Annotated in this window: 25 protein-coding genes and 1 pseudogene; 10 read left to right on the top strand and 16 right to left on the bottom strand. The window is 61.3% G+C overall.

Features of this window, described 5'->3' with window-relative positions; all coding sequences use genetic code 11:
* The first annotated feature begins 1 nt into the window (after window position 1).
* The gene (gene dinB / locus AABQ55_RS32585) at window positions 2-1126 is read left to right on the top strand and encodes a DNA polymerase IV (RefSeq protein ID WP_272809103.1); all 1125 of its coding nucleotides are present in this window, start codon (window positions 2-4) and stop codon (window positions 1124-1126) included.
* An 88-nt stretch (window positions 1127-1214) separates the two neighbouring features.
* A complete protein-coding gene (locus tag AABQ55_RS32580) occupies window positions 1215-1805 on the top strand; it encodes an SOS response-associated peptidase (protein WP_272809102.1) in 591 nt (196 codons plus the stop codon).
* A 128-nt stretch (window positions 1806-1933) separates the two neighbouring features.
* Here the strand turns inward: AABQ55_RS32580 and AABQ55_RS32575 are convergent, their stop codons facing one another.
* The 3 genes from AABQ55_RS32575 to AABQ55_RS32565 are packed head-to-tail and all read right to left on the bottom strand — an operon-like array spanning window position 1934 to window position 4017.
* Window positions 1934-2887, bottom strand: a complete 954-nt coding sequence (locus AABQ55_RS32575) for a hypothetical protein (protein WP_272809101.1) — start codon at window positions 2885-2887, stop codon at window positions 1934-1936.
* A complete protein-coding gene (locus tag AABQ55_RS32570; RefSeq protein WP_272809100.1) occupies window positions 2884-3555 on the bottom strand; it encodes a TauD/TfdA family dioxygenase in 672 nt (223 codons plus the stop codon). The genes AABQ55_RS32575 and AABQ55_RS32570 overlap by 4 nt, the downstream gene beginning before the upstream one ends.
* Window positions 3556-3558: 3 nt before the next feature.
* Window positions 3559-4017: a hypothetical protein gene (locus tag AABQ55_RS32565; RefSeq protein WP_272809099.1), complete on the bottom strand. Its 459-nt coding sequence runs from the start codon at window positions 4015-4017 to the stop codon at window positions 3559-3561.
* Between the two features lie 200 nt (window positions 4018-4217).
* On the opposite strand from AABQ55_RS32565, the gene AABQ55_RS32560 reads away from it, so the two are divergent.
* Window positions 4218-4595, top strand: coding sequence for a hypothetical protein (locus AABQ55_RS32560; protein WP_272809098.1), 378 nt, complete (start codon window positions 4218-4220; stop codon window positions 4593-4595).
* A gap of 14 nt (window positions 4596-4609) precedes the next feature.
* Here the strand turns inward: AABQ55_RS32560 and AABQ55_RS32555 are convergent, their stop codons facing one another.
* Window positions 4610-4852, bottom strand: a complete 243-nt coding sequence (locus AABQ55_RS32555) for a hypothetical protein (RefSeq protein ID WP_272809097.1) — start codon at window positions 4850-4852, stop codon at window positions 4610-4612.
* Window positions 4853-4904: 52 nt separating this feature from the next.
* On the opposite strand from AABQ55_RS32555, the gene AABQ55_RS32550 reads away from it, so the two are divergent.
* Both AABQ55_RS32550 and xth read left to right on the top strand, forming a co-directional pair.
* The gene (locus AABQ55_RS32550) at window positions 4905-5228 is read left to right on the top strand and encodes a hypothetical protein (RefSeq protein ID WP_338341943.1); all 324 of its coding nucleotides are present in this window, start codon (window positions 4905-4907) and stop codon (window positions 5226-5228) included.
* A gap of 89 nt (window positions 5229-5317) precedes the next feature.
* Window positions 5318-6106, top strand: a complete 789-nt coding sequence (gene xth / locus AABQ55_RS32545) for an exodeoxyribonuclease III (RefSeq protein ID WP_272809095.1) — start codon at window positions 5318-5320, stop codon at window positions 6104-6106.
* Here xth and AABQ55_RS32540 read toward each other — a convergent pair.
* Both AABQ55_RS32540 and AABQ55_RS32535 read right to left on the bottom strand, forming a co-directional pair.
* Window positions 6103-6984: a hypothetical protein gene (locus tag AABQ55_RS32540; protein WP_272809094.1), complete on the bottom strand. Its 882-nt coding sequence runs from the start codon at window positions 6982-6984 to the stop codon at window positions 6103-6105. The two genes, xth and AABQ55_RS32540, sit on opposite strands and share 4 nt — an antisense overlap.
* A 29-nt stretch (window positions 6985-7013) precedes the next feature.
* Window positions 7014-7196 (bottom strand): hypothetical protein, encoded by a 183-nt coding sequence (locus AABQ55_RS32535; protein WP_272809093.1) that lies wholly within the window; start codon window positions 7194-7196, stop codon window positions 7014-7016.
* 204 nt (window positions 7197-7400) lie between these two features.
* On the opposite strand from AABQ55_RS32535, the gene ku (AABQ55_RS32530) reads away from it, so the two are divergent.
* The 3 genes and pseudogenes from ku (AABQ55_RS32530) to ligD (AABQ55_RS32520) all read left to right on the top strand — a co-directional run bounded on the left by ku (AABQ55_RS32530) (window position 7401) and on the right by ligD (AABQ55_RS32520) (window position 10231).
* Window positions 7401-8303 carry a non-homologous end joining protein Ku gene (gene ku / locus AABQ55_RS32530; RefSeq protein ID WP_272809177.1) on the top strand — a complete coding sequence of 301 codons (903 nt, stop codon included), beginning with the start codon at window positions 7401-7403 and terminating at the stop codon, window positions 8301-8303.
* An 11-nt stretch (window positions 8304-8314) separates the two neighbouring features.
* A pseudogene (ku, locus tag AABQ55_RS32525) lies at window positions 8315-9123 on the top strand (non-homologous end joining protein Ku).
* Window positions 9124-9178: 55 nt separating this feature from the next.
* Window positions 9179-10231, top strand: coding sequence for a non-homologous end-joining DNA ligase (ligD, locus tag AABQ55_RS32520; protein ID WP_272809092.1), 1053 nt, complete (start codon window positions 9179-9181; stop codon window positions 10229-10231).
* Between the two features lie 16 nt (window positions 10232-10247).
* Here ligD (AABQ55_RS32520) and AABQ55_RS32515 read toward each other — a convergent pair whose 3' ends face one another.
* The 3 genes from AABQ55_RS32515 to ligD (AABQ55_RS32505) are packed head-to-tail and all read right to left on the bottom strand — an operon-like array spanning window position 10248 to window position 13850.
* Window positions 10248-10763, bottom strand: a complete 516-nt coding sequence (locus tag AABQ55_RS32515; RefSeq protein WP_370360334.1) for a DUF4334 domain-containing protein — start codon at window positions 10761-10763, stop codon at window positions 10248-10250.
* A 37-nt stretch (window positions 10764-10800) separates the two neighbouring features.
* Window positions 10801-11214, bottom strand: coding sequence for a DUF4112 domain-containing protein (locus tag AABQ55_RS32510; protein ID WP_272809090.1), 414 nt, complete (start codon window positions 11212-11214; stop codon window positions 10801-10803).
* Window positions 11211-13850 (bottom strand): DNA ligase D, encoded by a 2640-nt coding sequence (gene ligD, locus AABQ55_RS32505; RefSeq protein WP_272809089.1) that lies wholly within the window; start codon window positions 13848-13850, stop codon window positions 11211-11213. Before ligD (AABQ55_RS32505) ends, AABQ55_RS32510 begins: the two co-directional genes overlap by 4 nt.
* Window positions 13851-14020: 170 nt before the next feature.
* Here ligD (AABQ55_RS32505) and AABQ55_RS32500 point away from each other — a divergent pair, with 170 nt between their 5' ends.
* Entirely contained in the window at window positions 14021-14224 is a 204-nt protein-coding gene (locus AABQ55_RS32500; protein ID WP_272809088.1) for a cold-shock protein, read from the top strand.
* A gap of 20 nt (window positions 14225-14244) precedes the next feature.
* Here AABQ55_RS32500 and AABQ55_RS32495 read toward each other — a convergent pair whose 3' ends face one another.
* On the bottom strand, window positions 14245-14682 hold the full coding sequence (locus tag AABQ55_RS32495; protein WP_272809176.1) for a DUF1810 domain-containing protein: 438 nt from the start codon (window positions 14680-14682) through the stop codon (window positions 14245-14247).
* A gap of 24 nt (window positions 14683-14706) precedes the next feature.
* A complete protein-coding gene (locus AABQ55_RS32490; RefSeq protein WP_272809087.1) occupies window positions 14707-14835 on the bottom strand; it encodes a hypothetical protein in 129 nt (42 codons plus the stop codon).
* A gap of 617 nt (window positions 14836-15452) precedes the next feature.
* Between AABQ55_RS32490 and AABQ55_RS32485 the strand changes: the two genes are divergently transcribed.
* Window positions 15453-15752 carry a hypothetical protein gene (locus AABQ55_RS32485; protein WP_272809086.1) on the top strand — a complete coding sequence of 100 codons (300 nt, stop codon included), beginning with the start codon at window positions 15453-15455 and terminating at the stop codon, window positions 15750-15752.
* 131 nt (window positions 15753-15883) lie between these two features.
* Here AABQ55_RS32485 and AABQ55_RS32480 read toward each other — a convergent pair whose 3' ends face one another.
* The 5 genes from AABQ55_RS32480 to AABQ55_RS32465 form a co-directional block, all read right to left on the bottom strand.
* Window positions 15884-16105, bottom strand: a complete 222-nt coding sequence (locus AABQ55_RS32480; RefSeq protein WP_272809085.1) for a hypothetical protein — start codon at window positions 16103-16105, stop codon at window positions 15884-15886.
* A 339-nt stretch (window positions 16106-16444) separates the two neighbouring features.
* Window positions 16445-17041, bottom strand: coding sequence for a general stress protein (locus AABQ55_RS32475; RefSeq protein ID WP_272809084.1), 597 nt, complete (start codon window positions 17039-17041; stop codon window positions 16445-16447).
* Between the two features lie 23 nt (window positions 17042-17064).
* The gene (locus tag AABQ55_RS32470) at window positions 17065-17382 is read right to left on the bottom strand and encodes a PepSY domain-containing protein (protein WP_272809083.1); all 318 of its coding nucleotides are present in this window, start codon (window positions 17380-17382) and stop codon (window positions 17065-17067) included.
* 133 nt (window positions 17383-17515) lie between these two features.
* The gene (locus AABQ55_RS37840; protein WP_272809082.1) at window positions 17516-17725 is read right to left on the bottom strand and encodes an SDR family oxidoreductase; all 210 of its coding nucleotides are present in this window, start codon (window positions 17723-17725) and stop codon (window positions 17516-17518) included.
* Complete coding sequence (locus AABQ55_RS32465) at window positions 17670-18164, bottom strand: SDR family NAD(P)-dependent oxidoreductase (RefSeq protein ID WP_272809081.1); 495 nt, start codon at window positions 18162-18164, stop codon at window positions 17670-17672. The genes AABQ55_RS37840 and AABQ55_RS32465 overlap by 56 nt, the downstream gene beginning before the upstream one ends.
* Window positions 18165-18241: the final 77 nt, after the last annotated feature.

Raw genomic sequence — 18241 nt, 5'->3', positions numbered from 1 at the left:
CATGCAGCCCGTTACGTCGACAGAGATTAAGGACGAGGAGCCGGATCGCGAGGAGCGGGTCCGGCGTATCATCCATGTGGACATGGACTCCTATTATGCGTCGGTTGAACAACGCGATCATCCGGAGTTGCGCGGCAAACCTGTTGCCGTCGGCAGCCCGTCGGCGCGCGGTGTCGTCCTGACGGCGAGCTATGAGGCCCGCCCCTTCGGCGTGCGCTCCGCACTTCCTTCACTGACGGCGAAGCGCCTCTGCCCCGACCTGATCTTTGTGCCGGCGCGCTTTGACGTCTATCGTTCGGTCTCCGCGCAGATTCATGCGATTTTTGCCGAATATACCGACCTGATTGAGCCTCTATCGCTCGACGAAGCCTATCTTGACGTCACCCACAACAAGCAGGGCGTTCCGATTGCCACCGAGATCGCCACGAGAATTCGGGCGCGCATCAAGGAGGTTACCGGTCTCAATGCCTCGGCCGGGATCTCCTACTGCAAGTTTCTCGCCAAAATGGCCTCGGACCTCAACAAGCCCAACGGCCAAGCGGTCATCACTCCGAAGCACGGGCCGGCCTTCGTCGCGCGGCTTGCCGTCAAGAAATTTCACGGCATCGGGCCAGCGACTGCCACCAAAATGGAGCGCCTTGGCATCCTGACTGGGGCGGATCTCAGAGCGAAGTCGCTTGCCTTCTTGCAGCAGCATTTCGGGAAATCCGGCACTTGGTATTACAACATTTCTCGCGGCATCGATGATCGGCCGGTTCGGCCGGATCGGGAGCGAAAATCCGTCGGCGCGGAAGATACCTTCATCGGGGATATCTTCGATCTGGATGCAGCGCGCGGGGAGATTTTGCCGCTTGTCGACAAGGTCTGGCGGCATTGTCACAACAAGAGCCTTCGCGGAAGGACGGTCACGCCGAAGGTGAAGTACACCGATTTTCAGATCATTACTCGAAGCCGGACCGAGGCCGCTCCGTTCGAAACGACAGAGGGGATCGTCGCGGCGGTCGACGCTCTCCTTGCGCCGCTGTTCCCGGCGGCGAAGGGTATCCGACTTCTCGGCATCACCCTGTCGGCATTCACCGACGACGTCAGAAGCGAACGCGCCGATCAGCTTCAACTCGCAATCTAGGCTCGGGCCGTCTTCGTCGCGCGCATCGAAATCTGTGGCACCCGCGCTAGATTATCGCCAAAGCGACCGACGTACCGCTGGAGGTACCATGTGCAATGATTATCGATTGATGATCGAACTCGCCTCTGTCATCGAACAGTTCGAGCATCGCAAGATCAAGATCCGGTTTCCCGAGGGAAGGCCCAACATCGAGGCGCGCGAGGACATCAAGATCACCGATGCCGCGCCGATCGTCCGAGGCGTCGAAGGCGAGCGCGGAGCCGGGGAACTGGTTCAGCGCCGGTGGAGCTGGCCGAGCCCGACGAAAAAACCGGTCTACAACTTTCGCTCCGAAGGCCGCGAGTTCACCTCCAACCGGTGTCTCATTGTCGCCGACGGCTTCTACGAGTTCACCACCCCGGCCGACCCGAAGAAGAAGCGGAAGGACAAGTGGCTGTTCCGCAAGACCGGCGAGCCCGTCTTTGCCATTGCCGGCATCTGGCGCGAGACCGAGGACGTCGGCGAGGCGTTCACCATGCTGACGATGGAACCGGGGCCGGACATCGCTCCTTATCACGACCGGCAGATAGTTGTGCTCGACCGCGGCGATTGGGTGAATTGGCTTGATCCCTCGGTGTCGGCAGCCGATCTTATAAAGCCTCTACCGCCGGGGGCATTGACGGTTGAGCAGGTAGGCTAGGGAAATGAGCGCGTGACGGCTGCACATCGACCACCGTTCAGAAGGCGCGGGCCGGCACCGCCTTCTCGGCGGTGCCTATCTCATGAACATGGTCGCACCGAGGCAAAGATTGTCTCGATGCTGAAGCATCAGCGTTCGTTATTGTCGTCCTCGTAGTTCGACCAATCGTCAGCAGGAGCGTAATATTCTGCCGCATCGTAGGTCCGCGTTTTCCTGTAGCGATCGCTGAGGCCGACGACGGCGAGCTTGGAAAGGCCGGCGATCTTTAAACTGCAAGCGACGCATTCGAAGTTTGTCGGGAGATATTCCTGGGTTTCGATGATTTCGTCGCTATCGAGCTTCTGCGTCGGAGCAGAAACCGGCTCGCCAGCGACAAGCGCCGTCGATGCACATGACGGGCAGTCGACGCGGTGGCCGTTTTGACGAGTGGCCCATACGGCCGCCTGCGCTTGCAATGTCGTGCGCTCGTCATCGGACTTGGCATTCCAGACCTTCTTGTGCGCCTCGACGTCCCCCTTCACGGCTTTCGCGCTTTCGTCGGCGGCCGCGTCGATCAGCTTCTTCGCAACCTCCGCTTCGTCTTTGCCGACGAATTCCTCAAGCGGGATACCCATCGACGTCAGAAGGATTTCGCAGGTCTGATAGAATCTTGGCTGCCAGGTCGATCCCTTAACGCCTTCAAACGCCAACTCGCCGGTATGAAGTTCGGCGTTGCGCCTGCCGGTATGCACCACCCCGAAACTCTCATGCTCCTTGGTGAACTCCGCCAGTATCCCCGATAGGCGCTTGAACACGTCGCTGATTGCGATGGATCTAGGGGAGAATTTCTCCTCGAAAGGTGTAAAGCCGAGCGCAAAACATAGGTTTGATCCGTTCTTATCGGTTTCGGCCAACAACGCCGGACTTACATTTGCAAGGGCAGCGCGAGCTAGGAACTCCAGGGCAAGGCTCGACCAAAGAGCGTATTCCCACGTATCGCTGTCATTGCCCGCCATGTTCTGAATGTAGAGTACCGCCTTGGTGTAGAGCGCCTCCGGGTTGAAAGTTGGCGGCGTCTCACCCGGCTCTATGGTCTTCTTCAATTTAGCCCTCCCAAATATACTCGTTGAATAGAACGGTCCTCTCGTCCCGGCGGAATCGGCGAACGAGCATGCAGCATGCGCCAGTTGTCGATTATCAGAGTGTCGCCGGTGCGAATCAGCGCAATCGACGACGGCGCGCTCGTGGCGAGCCATTCGCGGATCTCCGCATTTGCGATCTCGCCAACTCGGCTTGCCGGCCGGAGAAAGATCTCATCCCACCGTAGGAGGTCGGCGCCTTGCGCTGCAGGTTCGAAAAGACGAAAGAGGGCGACCGATCCGTCACGTGGCCGCCTGGGCCTGAAGATGGCGCGCGCGAGCACATCGCGAGATATTGCGTCGATGAGCGAGCGCCCGTCGATGAGCGATGTGGGGACGTCCCGATAGCCAGTCAAACACCTCAGCAGCAGATATCGCGGCGGCCAGCGCCAGTGGGCGAGGTCGGTATGAAAAGGGAAGCGCCCCAAACCAAAATTTCCGCTGTACGTGTTCGGAGCAGCGTCTTCGCGAGGGGTGAGCGTCTGCACAAGACCGCCTTCCCACGGGGTCAGCGGTGTACCGAGCTGGTTGGCGATCTCAACGATGTCGGCGCCCGGACGATGTTCGGGGATCAGAATATAACCCTCTTGGGTGATCTGGCTCCTCAGCGCGGTCCGTGCGGCTTCGTCCATCTCTCAAATTGCCTTCTCGGCCTTCAGCAGATCGCGGACGCGCGCGCCAAGCGGCGTGACACTATAGACGGTCCCGCGGTACGTGCCGTCGGGAAATTGCGTCTTTTTCGGAATTGCTAGGCGGCGAACGGCCTGATCGTGTGCGAAAACGGTTCGTAGTGCCTTGGAAATCGCTCCCATGGCATTTCTCAGGACAGGATCGGCCTCACCGCCCTGGTTGGTGAAGGTGTCATGCCCGCCGAGAAGCTTTCGAAGCGCCTCTTTGCGAAGAGGCTGAGTGGGCTTGGGGCGAACGGCCTCAACCACCTTTTGCGCAAGCTGCGTCAGCTCGTCATCACTCTCATCTTCTGGCGGCGCTAATGCACTGAAGAGCTTCAGGTTCTCTGGTGGCACGAAGGGGGCCAGGGCTTTCAATGCGCCCTTCAGGCTCTGCTCGGGTACTTCGGCGATGAGGAGGGGCATGGTTGTCTCCCGTGAGAGGAATCTAATGAGAAGACTAAGGAGGGCCTAGTTCAATTTCAAGGCCGCATGCTGCGAATTATTGAAAATCACGTGTCTTCATCTTCAGTTGGATGAAGTGCCCGCAGGCCGACGTAAAATCGCGGCCCCTAAAACCTCTCGGCGGCATCTCCCACGGATCGGCCGGCGCTACCCCGTGCCTGATGGCTGCGGCCGTGCGGGAGCGGAAATTCGCTATTGAAGGTGCCCACGCTGGCGAGATCGGCAGAAAGATCCATGAACCTTCTGCACGCGAGATGGACAACTTCGCCTTTGCGCTGATTGCGACCGCGCACACGCCCATCATGGAGGTCGAGAGAATTGCGCGCTGGTTCGCTTCAACCACTTTCGGCCAGATTGCGAGACCGCCACCTGGGCGTCATAGGCGAGATCGCAGGCAACGTCGACAGCACTCCGCCGTCGCTGACGATTCGATGAGCTTCACGCACGGCAAGATCGCCGTCCAGATCGGCCGGCACAACGGACGCGCCATTCTTGGCGAATGCCCGGGCCGTCGCGAGACCGATGTCTCGCCGCGCTGATAACGAGCGCCACCTCAAGCAAGGGCGTTCTGCCTTTCGGCAATAGACGGGAAATGCTTCGTCCCTTTTCCCTCGGGGCCATTATTGCGTGCGGGACTCGCCCCATCCGAGCTTTCTGCAATAGTCCTCCGCAGCGCGTACTGCTTCCCGCTGGTTTGGAAAGGGCCTTTGAGGAAGTCGGATTTGCCGCGGAACTGGATGAACACGCCCTTGCTGAGGACGTCGTACAGAATCTGCATGCCATCTTCGTATTTCACGGTATGATATCCCGGCGGTCGTTCGGCACGAGAGGCGCCGACGCAGGGCGGCATGAACTCATCCGTCGCGGTCCCCGGCTTGCTCAATGGTAAACGTGGCTGCAAACCCGTCGCACGGCAGCTTGTTCCCAGACGAACTGTGATTTGGGGGTGGGAAATGGGCAACGGCATCTTTGCACCGGACGAGCTTTCGACAATGAAGGACGTTTACGACGACATCATTTCGCAACCGTGGTTCAGCCGAGATCCCGAGGCGAGAAAGGCGTTCGCGCGATATCTGCTCGACGCATATCCAGGCGGGACCTATCGGCCGGACCTTGACCGTCCGCTCCTGGCATCGATCGCCCGCGAGCACTATGGTCAACGCGATTCCTAAGGACCCGCCTCGGCGATCGCCGCGAGCGGAACTTTTAATTTCCACCACCTGTTTCCCGGAACGATCATCGACCGTCGCGAGGAGACTGCGTGAAGATTGCCACCTACAACGTCAACGGCGTGAATGGCCGGCTGCCGGTGCTGCTCCGATGGCTGAAGGAGGACGCGCCGGACGTGGTCTGCCTTCAGGAACTCAAGGCAACGGACGAGAAATTTCCGCGGCGCGAGCTGCAGAATCTCGGTTACGAGGGCGTATGGCACGGCCAGAAAAGCTGGAACGGTGTAGCGATACTCGCCAAGGGCACGCTTCCGGTTTTGACGCGCCGCGGACTGCCGGGCGATCCCGACGATACGCACAGCCGCTATATCGAAGCAGCCGTCAACGGGATCCTTATCGGCTGCCTCTATCTCCCGAACGGCAATCCCGCGCCCGGCCCGAAATTCGACTACAAGCTGCGCTGGTTCCAGCGCCTGCATGCCTATGCCGCCGAGCTGATCGACCTCGGCATCCCAGCCCTGCTGGTCGGCGACTACAATGTCATGCAGACGGATCTCGATGTCTATGCGCCGGAGCGCTGGCGCGACGATGCGCTGTTTCGCCCGGAGGTTCGCGAGGCCTATGCCAATCTCGTCGCGCAAGGGTGGACCGACGCCGTCCGCCATCTCCACCCCGATGAGCGCATCTACACCTTCTGGAAATATTGGCGGAATTCCTTTGAACGCAATGCAGGGCTGCGGATTGACCATTTCCTGCTCAGCCCGACCGTCGCACCGTGGTTGAGGTCGGCTGGCGTCCGGCGGGCTCCGCGAAGCTGGGAGCACACCAGCGATCACGCCCCCGTCATGATCGAGATCGACCCGCCAGCGGATGCGGATTAGGCGAACGGCTGCGCAACCATGCGTCTCTCGCGTGACCGTGCTGTCCGCCGCGCCTCGCGCAGTTCCTCGATGGTGGGGAGCCACCAGCCCCGTTGACGCTCGTAGTCTGCCGGTTCGACCTTCGACGGCCAGGTGTGCACAAGGTCTTCCAGAGAGGGAACGCGCCAGGTTCCCCAGACGCAATCATCGTAAAAGTCCGGATAGAGATCGCTGATCCCGCCTGGATCGACCAGCTCACCGGTAACCTCGTCCACGACGATGAGACCATAGAGCGCGGTCGCGACCGGACGATCCAGTGGCGGCAGATCCTCGGCCGGAAGCGGGATGCGTCTCCGCTTTCGCTCGGCTGTGCGACGGCGGGCTAGCCTTTCTTCATCGGTGCCCTTGCGCGCTTCGGCGCGCTTGCGCCTTTCCTCTGGTTCGCAGCGCTGCGCCTCCGCTTCAATGGCCTGCCAGTGATCGACAAGATCGTCATAGGAGGCAAAGGGCACGCGCCACACCTTTTCGGCGCCGTCCCAGCGGGTGAAGGGAACCTGCCGGATTTCCTCGACGAGTTTGCGCGAATAGGGCGTCCTGACGCGAAACCCGTCCCTGTCGACGCTGAGATAGGGGCTGAGGATTGGTTCGAAGGCATAGGCGTCCCTCCCCTTCGCTTCGGCATAGGGGTCGAGGCGGGATTGCTCTCTCGCCATCCAGCGATCGATGCGTCGGCGGGCCGTCTTGCCAGGGACGATCCACGCCTTGTGTCTATCGCTCCAGCAAGCGCGCGGGAACGTCTTGCGAAACCGCTGCACCGTCATCCGGTCGAACGGGAACGCGACGGCGGCATGCTCGGCGTCCTCTTCGGCCTCAGGGCCGATCTCGCGTTCCTCGTCCATGGTATCACCGTGCTCAGGATAGCCGGCTCTCAGTGCTTTGTATGCCGGTCGCCGCGATCGCCTTCACCGGGCTTGGCCTCGGTTTTCGCCTTGTGGCGGCGATCGGCGGAGAGGGAGCGGCCGACATCGACGCTTTCCTTGAACTGACCCTTCTCGTCACGGCGGACATAGCGCTTGTCGGTTCCGGTATCGATGGTCTCACGCTTGGTCATCACAATATTCCTTTCCGGTTGTGGTCCAGGAAGAACGCACGGAACGGCAAGAAAGATGCAGTGAATCAAGGACATATTGCAGACTCGCAATGAGGGAAGCGAGCGGCCGCTAAGTTGTTGATTTCCGATTCATTTTCGAATCGGAACAAATTCGCAAGTGATTCGCTTGACTCGCTTTGGTTGCGTCGAGTCGGGAGTTTCGAGATGGCCCAGCGTGCTCAGTGGAAAGGCTTCATCAAATTCGGAGAGGTGAGCTGCGGCGTCGGGCTTTATACCGCCGCCAGCACCTCCGAGCGCATCTCGTTCCATACGATCAACAAAAAGACCGGCAATCGCGTCGACCGTATCTTCGTCGACAGCGACACCGGCAAGGAGGTCGAGCGCGAGAACCAGACCAAGGGTTTCGAGATCGAGAATGGCCAGTACATCATGATCGATCCGGAAGAGGTCGCCGCGACCATTCCCGACAGCAACAAGACACTGACCATCGAAGCCTTCATTCCCTGCTCGAATGTCGATGACGTCTATTTCGACAAGCCCTACTACTTGGTGCCGACCGACCGCGTTTCCTCCGACGCCTTCACTGCGCTGCGCGACGCCATGGAGAAATCCGAGGTCGCGGCGGTCGCCCGCACGGTCCTGTTCCGGCGCATGCGCACTGTCCTGATCCGCACGCATGGCAAGGGCCTGATCGCCACGACCCTGCAATACGATTACGAGGTCCGATCGTCGGAGAAAGCCTTCGACGAGATACCGAAGCTGCGCATCAAGGGCGAAATGCTTGACCTCGCTAAGCACATCATCGCCACCAAGAAAGGCACCTTCGACCCGGCCGCGTTTGACGATCGCTATGAAGAGGCGGTCTCCGAACTGGTAAAAGCGAAGATCGAGGGCAAAGCTTCGCCGAAGCGCAAGGAAGTCAAGGTTTCCAAACCCGACGATCTGCTGGCCGCGCTGCGCGAAAGCGCCAAAATGCTCAAAGCCGGTGACGACACGCCGAAGCGTTCCGCTGCCAATGCCTACAAGGGCGCCGGTCGCAAGCCGGCGGCGCGCGCCGCTGCGTCGAAGGCGCACAGCCCGGCGGCCGCGCGGCGTAAAGCCGGTTGAGGAGAACGATCATGGCGCCCCGTCCCTACTGGAAAGGCTATCTGAAGCTTTCCCTCGTCACCTGCCCCGTCTCGATGTCGCCGGCAACGTCGGAGAGCGACAAGGTCCGGTTTCACACCTTGAACAAGGAGACTGGCAACCGCGTCGTCTCGCAATATGTCGATACGTCACGCGCAAACCCGTCAAGGACGACGACGAGGTGAAGGGTTATGCCCGCGGCGAGAACGACTATGTCCTGCTTACCGACGACGAGCTGGACGCAGTTGCGCTCGACACGGTGAAGACGATCGACATCGACAAGTTCGTGCCGCGCGACAGCATCGAATGGATCTATCTGGAAAAGCCGCATTATCTCGTGCCCGATGATCCGGTCGGTCATGAGGCCTTCGCGGTTATCCGTGACGCTATGGCGGCCGACAAGGTCTATGGCGTCTCGCGGCTGGTGATCGGTCGGCGCGAGCGCGCGGTCGTGCTGGAGCCGCGCGGCGAAGGCATCGTCGTCTGGACGCTCCGCTTCGGCGACGAGGTGCGACCGGAGCAGTCCAATTTCGAGGACATCGACGACAGGTCCGATCCCGACCTCGTCCCGCTGGTGCAGAAGTTCATCAAGCAACACACGAAGGAATGGTCGCCGGACATGGTCTCCGATCCGGTCCACGACGCTCTCCTCGACATCATCGCGAAAAAGAAGAAGGCGCTGAGAGCGTCGAAGAGCAAGGCCAAGGGAGGTGAGCGTCCGTCGGGTGGCAATGTCATCGACATCATGGACGCGCTGCGTAAGAGCCTCGCGGCCGGTGAAAAAGGCAGGCGCGCATCCTGAAACCGTCACGCATAGCACCTATGTTCGATCTCTCTCGCACCCGCAATGGACATTCATGAAGAAGCGCCGATCCGCCATCCCCCTGCTCGACGAATCCGGTACGGCACTCCAGTCGCGGCCCGTGCGCAAACGCGATCCAGCGCAGCCGAACTTGCCCTTCGATCCGATGCCCAAGCGTGTGGAGCCGTGTCTCGCCCTGCTTCGTCCGACGCCGCCAGAAGGACCGGAGTGGATTTACGAGAACAAATGGGACGGTTATCGCCTGGCGGTCCACATCGAACCAAAGGGCGTGCGGATCATCACGCGCGGCGGCCATGACTGGACCCATCGTTTTCCCAGGATTGCAGAGGCAGCGAGGAAGCTCGGCGTCGGTACCGCCATCTTGGATGGCGAGGCCGTGGTTCTCAACAAGGAGGGGCATTCGGATTTCGGTGCGCTGCAGCGCTCGCTCGGCGGGCGCGGCGGCAAGCGCGCCTCGACCGAAGCGGTATTCTTCGCCTTCGACCTGCTTTATTTCGACGGCCATGATCTGACTAAGACGGAGCTTGCCGTTCGCCGGCATCTGCTCCAAGACTTTCTCGACGGGTCTGTCGGTGCGGTGCAGCTGTCCGAGGAAGCCCATGGTGACGGGGCGGAGCTACTTGCGAACGCCTGCAAGATGGGTCTGGAAGGCATCATCGCCAAGCATCGCGACCGTCCCTATCGATCCGGCCGCACCGGCGACTGGATAAAGGTCAAATGCGTCCAAAGCGAAAGCTTCATTATTGTCGGCTATGAACACTCGGACGCTGCGCGCGGCGGGATCGGAAGCCTGCTGCTGGCGGCGCGCCAGGGCGATAGCTGGGTGTCGGTCGGCTCGGTCGGAACAGGGTTCAAGGCACCGGATGCGGAATATCTGCGCAAGACACTCGACAAGCTGAAAACTAAGAGGCCGGTCGTGCCGTTCAAGGGCAAGAACTACGTCTTCGCGCAGCCGACGCTCATCGCAGAGGTCGAGTTTCGTGGCTGGACGGACGACGGAAATCTGCGCCATGCGTCCTACAAAGGCCTGCGCGAAATCCAGGACAACGCGGCGGTGTTCGATGTTAGCGACAGCCCGGTTCGGTAAGAGCCTCATGATCGGGTCAATCGCCCGGCTCCTCAACGCGCTCCAGTTCGAAGAAGAATTGGCGGTCGTCACCGCTTATCACCATCGCTCCCATGACGCGCTCGCCGTCGATGCGCCGGAAGTAGTCGACGATGGGCTGCTCGTCGTAGACCATGGCGGCACTCGCCAGACCATCGAACGATAGCATCTGAACCGAGGCGACAGGACCGCTCGCCCTCAGGCGACGCTGGAGGTAGGAGAACAGGTTTCGTGCGGCCCGCGTCTTCCCGAGGTAGTGGAAGCCGAGCGCCAGCCGAAGCGGTATCCACCTGGGATCAATCGCGACGAGCCGGCGCTCCCCCGACCGAAACAAGAGCGCGTCCGCTCGGAGGTCCGAGGTGAACCGCTTGCCGAACCAGCCTAGATTTTCCAATACCCCGTCGAAGGGATGGCCTGACGGGATGCTCCGCCCTCTCCAAAGACCGGCAAACTCGTGCGGTTCGAGTGGCGACAGCTCGCGGAATCTCTTAATCGGCGTCTGCTGAGTGTTCATCGAACGATCCATTCGCGCAACCGCCCCACACGTCATCTCATCGGTCAAGGTCGGCGTGATCAAGACCAAAGTGATCGAGCACGAGCTGCAGATTGCGGCGGTTGGACTTGAAATAGACGTCGAAGACGTCGCCCACCACTGGCACGCTGCCGACCACCGCATCGAACCCGACATTGACGAGCATCTTGAGAAGCTTGTCGTTCGGCACACCGAGACGGCGCGCCTCGTTGACGATGAAGAGGCTGACCGCGGCCGCGCCGAAGTCGCCGACACCCGGGATCAGACCGATGACCGAGTCCGCGCCGAATGAGAGGCGCGTGCCGGGAATCCGCAGCGCGGTGTCCATCAATCTCGCTAGGCCGCGGATCCTGCGAAGACGCACCAGCCGGTCGATTGGGATTTCTTGCCTCGCCCCCGCTCCAGATCGTGAGCCTTGCCAAGCTTGGTTCATGCCGCTGCCGTCTGTTTGCCTAGCCGCTTGATGGCCTGCTCCAGCGGGCGTTGCCCGTCACAGTAATCCTCCCATGCGCTCGTCTTTGATAAAAGCGCCGGGACCGTTCGGATGGTGAACCGCTTCGGGTCGAGATCGGATTTGACCTGCGTCCAGGTGAGTGGCATCGATACCGTAGCGCCCGACCGCGCCCGTGGCGAGAGCGGCGCCACGGCCGTCGCCATGCGGTCGTTGCGCAGATAGTCGAGGAAGATGCGCCCGCCCCTCAGGCTCTTGGTCATTTTGATAAGATAGAGGTCGGGATTGTCGCGGGCCATTTCCTGGCAGACGTCGTGGGCAAAGCCCTTGGCCTCGGCCCAGGAGAGCGGCTTGCGGGCATTGACGGCAAGCGGCGTCACCACGTGCAGGCCCTTGCCGCCGGTCGTCTTGCAGAAGCTGATGAGCCCGAGATCGTCCAGACGATCGCGCATCTCGCGCGCCGCCGTGACCACGGCCGAGAACGGCACGTCCGGCCCGGGGTCGAGGTCGAAGACCAGCCGTCCCGGCACCTCCGGCTTGCCCGGCTCACAATTCCAAGGGTGCAGCTCAACTCCGCCGATCTGCGAGATGGCAATGAGGCCCTCGACCCGGTCGACCTGCAGGTAGGGCTTCTTATCGCCGAAGACTTTGACCAGTTCCAGCAGGTTCGACGTGCCCGGCATGGCGTGGCGTTGGAAGAACTGTTCACCGCCAATGCCATCCGGCGCGCGGATGATCGAGCACGGACGCCCTTTCACATGGTCGATAAGCCAGGAGCCGACCGCTTCGTGATATCGGGCCAGTTCCTCCTTGGTGACAGGCTTGCCGTCGCCGGCGTCCGGCCACAACGGCTTGTCTGGATTGGAAATGAGCACGCCCATCACGTCCGCCTTCGCACCCTTGCGACGGGTAGGTTTCGCCTTTGTCGTCGCAGTCGGCTCCCGCGTCGCGGTCTTTGCCGGGGATGCTGGGTTTTCGGCCTCGACCTCTGTCGCCGGCTTATCCTCCCGCAGGCCCTTGAACGCCGCCTGGCGGACCAGGCCATCGGCCGTCCAACCGGCGAACTCGATTTCGGCGACGAGCTCGGGCTTGAGCCAAACGACCTCCTTTTCCCTTTTTGGCGCGCCTATACCCGTGAAAGGAGACTTTTCCGTCTCAACCGCTTTCAGCTTCGGCAGCAGCGTCTCGACCTTCTTGGCGCCATACCCCGTGCCGACGCGCCCGACATAGACGAAATGATCGCCGCGGTTGACGCCGACCAGCAAGGACCGGAATTTGCCGTTTGTCTTGGCATAGCCGCCGATGACGACCTCGTGGCCAGCACGACATTTCGACTTCGCCCAGGTGTCTGTGCGCCCTGAACGGTAAGGCGCATCCGCCTGCTTCGAGACGATGCCCTCGAGTGACAGCTTGCATGCCGAGCGCAATACGGCATCGCCGCCGGTCTCGAAGTGCTCAACGAAGCGCAGATGCGGATCGTCGGTGGCGTCGGCAAGCAGTTCCTGCAGCCGGCTCTTGCGGTCCGTCAGAGCTTTTTGCCGCAGGTCCTCGCCGCCGTCGAACAACAGGTCGAACGCGAAATACACCAGGTTGCCTGTGGTGCCCTCCGAAAGGGCGGCCTGAAGCGCTGCAAAGTCTGGAGCACCATTCTCGTCGAGCGCGCAAATCTCACCGTCGACGATGCAGTCGGGAAGCGCGGCGGCGGCTTTCGCGATCTCGGGGTATTTGGCCGTCCAGTCCAGGCCCTTGCGGGTTTTCAGTGCCACCTCGCCGTCTGCAACCCGCATCTGACTTCTATAACCGTCGAACTTGATTTCGTGCAGCCAGTTGTTGCCGGCCGGCGGCCGCTCCAGCGTCTCGCAGAGTTGCGGCGGGATGAAGTCGGGCAGGTCGGTGGCGGTGGACGTTGCGACTTCCTTGTGCCCTTTCTTCTTGCGTTCATCGGCGGCGAGGCCGTGCTTGCTATCCCAGACGGCGTCGACCTCGACGTCACCGTTCGCCATCATGAATGGCTTCGGTTTGCGCCCTTTCCCGCCGGCGATCTGCTCCATCGTTCTCCCCGAAGCGACCGAGGTCATGTTCTCCTCCAGGATGGCAGCGCCGTTTTCTTCGACGGCGCGCTCGTCATGGTGCTTGATCAACAGCCAGTTGGTGCGCTTCCCACCGTCGCGATCGTGCCGCATGCGCACGAGAACGAAACTGCCCTGCAGCCGCTTGCCATGCAGCACAAACTTGAAGTCGCCCTTCTTCAGCGCATCCTCGGGCGACTTTTTGCCTTCGGGTTCCCAATAGCCGCGGTCCCACAGCATCACCGTGCCGCCGCCGTACTGGCCCTTTGGAATCGTGCCTTCGAAATCGCCATAGTCGAGCGGATGGTCCTCAACCTCGACCGCCAGCCGCTTGTCATGCGCATCGAGCGACGGCCCCTTGGTCACAGCCCAGGACTTGAAGACGCCGTCGAGCTCAAGGCGGAGATCGTAGTGGAGGCGCGTCGCGTCGTGTTTCTGGATGACGAAGCGGAGCCGGTTCGACGGTTTGACGTCGGTTGCGCCGCTCGGTTCCTGCGTCTGCTTGAAGTTACGCTTCTTCTTGTAGGTTGAGAGTTTGTCAGCCGCCATCTTCGACCTCGATACGCTTTGCGTTGCCAGCATCCGGATTGAGGGAAAACCCGCTGCGGACGATAGTTGTTCCCGGCTCGTCTGACGGCCATACATGGTCAGTTGCAGGTGTCCGGTACGCCGAATATGCTGGGCCGGCGGCACAGGGCCGCTCAGTTACGAGGACACACATGGCGACGGGCACAGTAAAGTTTTTCAATCAGGACAAGGGCTTTGGGTTCATCACGCCCGATGACGGCGGACAGGATGTCTTCGTCCATGTCTCAGGTGTGCTTTCAGGTGGCCCGCTGCGGGATGGTTCGAAGGTCAGCTATGACCTCGGCCAGGACCGGAAGACCGGCAAGTCGAAGGCGGAAAACGTTCGGGCAATCTGAGCGGACCACATGCGCGGCGGCTACTGGCCGCCGCCGACCAGTTCCAGAGTAAGAGGATCAGCTTCACCAGCGAAGAAGTGATCCAACGCGCGCCGGAAGACTACCTCATCTTCGGCCGCCGCTTCGTTGAACAGCGTCATCGACGAGCGGAATTTCAGATCGTCGGGCGAGCCGAATATCTCATTGGCGGAATGACCGGATACCCCGAGCACCGCGTCGACGGCCCTGGTCAATCTATCGCGAAGGACAGGATGTTCGAGATAGGCGCGAGCCTCCTCGATCGAGCCCATGCCGTAGTAATTCGCGGTCGGTGATCTTCCAAGCGCCCGCAGCTGCGGGAAGACGAACCACATCCAGTGCGTCTCCTTTCGTCCCGCCCTCAGCTCGTCGAGAGCCGCGTCGAACACAAGATCCTGCGCGGCGACAAAGCGGGAAAGATCGAACGGGCCGGCCGTCATCATCAACGGACTCCGCGCGCGGTGTCACATCGGTGCGGCGGCAAGCAGGACGGCGACGGGTACGGTGATCGCCGACGCGCTGAGCGCCACGGCCGCCGCAAGCCTGATCAGACGGGCGCGTCGAGCGCGCCGAGGATCCCATTCATACCTCATGTCCGTTCCTCCGCCCCTAAGACAGCATGTGCAGTAGAGAGAGTCTATCCCCGCAGAAAGCGCCATTGTTAAGCGTCTCGCCAATCTTATCTCTTGTCGCTGAGGTCAACGGAGACACGTAGGATGAAGGAAGTCGTTATCGGCGCTCTGTCGGACGATGCCGTAGAAATCATAGTGGAGAGCGCACGCAGATCCCCTCTCCGTTGCATGGCCGTTTGCCTCTGCTGCGAGCGCGCCGACCAGCCGATGGACGATGATGGCTGCGGCATCTGCGACATGTGCCTTGGATCGCCGGTTTCGGCCGGGCGTACTCCCGACGGCCTTGAATTCCCGGAGGCCCCGCCCCATCTATCGCTCACCACCCGTAATTGACGACCGCCTGCAGCGACTTTGTCGCGCGTTCGTGGTTGTCCGGGCTCGAAGGGCGCTCCCCGAAAAGGTCGAACGCCCTTCGTTGTTTCGATAGGGGCTGGTATCGCCGGGATGGTGATTGACTTCCCATGCTCCCGCTCCACATCAGTGCCGTCCCTCCGTCTGAGGCGGACGGACAGGGGAGGTCAGCGCAGCCCCCGCTGCATCGAATCTCCCCACCACGTTGACAGCATGCGGGAATTGAAATGCCTCTCATCAGGAAGAATGGCGCGTCGGCGCCGAAGGAACTCGGTCTGTTCTGGCCAATGCAGACGACCGAAGGAACGACAATCGACGTCTTCGTCTATGCCAGTGCGCTGCAATCGTTCGATCCGGCTCCGAACGGCCCGGTCGGATTGCTCAAACAGCATCGGCCGCTCCTCGAGCGGATCGCGAGCGAGAAATACGATCGAGACGGCGTGAACGGAGCCAACATCCTCCACATCACCGACAATGATCTACGAGCTGCAAAAGCAGACGACGGCACGGTGAACGAGGCGGAGTAATGGAGAGGCACGCCCGACGTCGACCGTGTCATCGCCCACGCTTCGGTAGGCATCGGATACCGCGCCACTTTTGGTTCTCATAGCCGCCTCGATTTGCCTGATCACCTTCGCGGCCTCGAGCAGGATCGCTTTCATCTCGTCGTCATAGAGTTGAACCGGCATGTCGCCGGCTCGGATAAGGTCCATCGCCTCAGCGCTTCTTGAAGGCGGGTTGGCTCACCAACAAGCTCCCAGCCTTCCTTGATGGTCACATAGGCGCGGCTGAGCAGCCGAAGCTTCTCGCTTTCGGTGAGGGTGTGCACCTCCTCGGCCGCGGTGGTCAACTCTGCAATGACATCTGCGATCGTCTTCACCGCTCACCTCGATGCGCGGGCACAAAGCACTCTCGTTCGAAAGGTAACGCTCATATTGCACAAGGCAAGTGTGATCGGCCTTCTAGGCCGAGGTCCGCCCGCCGCCGCTATCGATCACTGCATTACTTCATTCCGGGCCAAGGCTTCTCAACCAGAAGCGTAAGGAGGAGGAGACGCAATTGGGCGGCATCCCTTTCCGCTTCGACCGGCCCCCTGCCTGCATCTGGTTTTGAGTTGCGCTATCGGGCTGGTCTGCGACCGCCGTCAAACGATTCCGATCGAACTCTTCCCGAAATGAAGAGAGCGGCCCTCGGCCGCTCTCGCATATTGTGATACCAGTTAGCGTCGATAGCGCAGGCGCTCCTGCTCGATCTCCGCCGGGCCATAGGGATCGAGCGTATCGTCGAAGCGGGTCCAACCCTCTCCGGCATAGGCCGCGCGACGCTCGGTTGGGTCCACCGAGTTCGACTGACGCAGGATCGCCTCGGCTTCCGGGTAAAGGCTCTCGTCCACGCGCGCGGTGACGATCGTACCGCCGCGGCGCACGCCCTCGGCATACACATGGGCATGCTCTTCCGGGACGCCGGAGTCCGTCATGGCGCCGATCAGGCCACCCGCCGCACCGCCGGCAACCGCACCCGCGGCAGCCCCGGCTGTGGTTGCGGCAAGCCAGCCGGCCGCGACCACCGGGCCGACACCCGGAATAGCCATGATGCCGAGCCCGGTCAGAAGACCGCCGACACCACCGACCGCCGCGCCGATGCCGGCGCCCGTGCCTGCACCTTCGGCGGCGTTCGTGTCGTTCGAATAGCGGTCGTCGGCATTGTTCGAGACGAGGCTGATGTCGTCAGAGGGAACACCGCGCGCCTCAAGGGCGCTGATGGCAGCACGCGCATCGGCGTAATCGTCATAAAGTCCGGTCGCTGTCTTTTTCATGGGAGTTTTCCTCTATTCTGGTGTCACTCGGTGACGATGTTGCCCTGATAGTCGAGCGCGACATTGACGGACTTGCCATCCTTGGTGGCCGTCCCGCGCCAGACGCCCTTGTCATCAAGCTTGAGGCCCGTGACTTCGGCATAGCCGGCTTCGACAAGCCGTTCCCTCGCCTGATCCTCAGTGAAGCTGTTGGCGCCTTCGACCGGGGCGGTCGCATTCTTATCGTCAGGCGTTGCGATGGCGGGTGTATCGCCATCGGTGGCCGGCGCCGTGGAGGTCTGCGCGAAGGCAGCAAAGGTCGATGCGCCGACGAAGGCGGCGGCGAGCAAGAGCTTTTTCATGATATCGTCCTTGTTTCAGGGCGTTAGAGACATCACTGAAACGGAACCGGCCGCGTTTGGTTCCTCAAATGCCGAACGCCATCGCGAAAATACACCCTTCGTTTCTGGACTTTTGCAGGCGTTGAATATGCAATCAGCTCTGCACGTTGGCGCTGTCACCGGCGGTGATCGCGTAGGTACCTCCGGAGGCCATGCGCGCCTCGTCGGAGGCGAGGAACACCACCATCGGCGCAACGTCTTCCGGCTGAATCATAGCAACGCCCAGCGGTGACTTTTTCGCCAGGGCGTCAAGCGCTGTCCGCTCGTCTTTGCACTCGTTGCCTGTCGGCTCGCCTCCGTCCACGTCGATGGCCTGGGCATAGCGATCCTCGTGCCGGGTCAGGGCCTGTATCGATCAGGCCGGGGATCAAGGCGTTCACGGTGATGCCGTGTTCGCCGAGATCCATGGCGGTCGATTTCATCAGCCCGATCACGCCCCATTTTGAAGCCGAATAGGCCGCGCCGCTTTTTGTGCCGTGCTGCCCCTGCGTGGACGAGGTCAGGATCATGCGTCCGCCCCACCGCCTGACCATCGCCGGCCCGAAAGCGCGGATGGCGTTTGCCGTGCCGGTGAGGTTAACGTCGATCTGGTCGTGCCAGTCGGCATCGTCCATGTCGAGGATCGGCTTCAACGCCTGGACGCCCGCATTGGCGAAGAGGATGTCGATGCGACCGAATTCTCGCTCGACACGGGCGGCTGCATCGCACAGGCCACCAAACTCCCGCTGCTCCAACCGGCGCATGCCACCACGCCAAAAAATGGTGAGGGCCCGATGTGAATTGGAATCTGGTGGTCCACATCTATGCGGAGCATGGGGTG

This window comes from Shinella sp. WSD5-1 (genome assembly GCF_963942435.1).
Classification (GTDB): domain Bacteria; phylum Pseudomonadota; class Alphaproteobacteria; order Rhizobiales; family Rhizobiaceae; genus Shinella; species Shinella yambaruensis.
The sequence above is the reverse complement of the archived record's forward strand: the minus strand, read 5'-3'. Positions and strand labels throughout refer to the sequence as shown.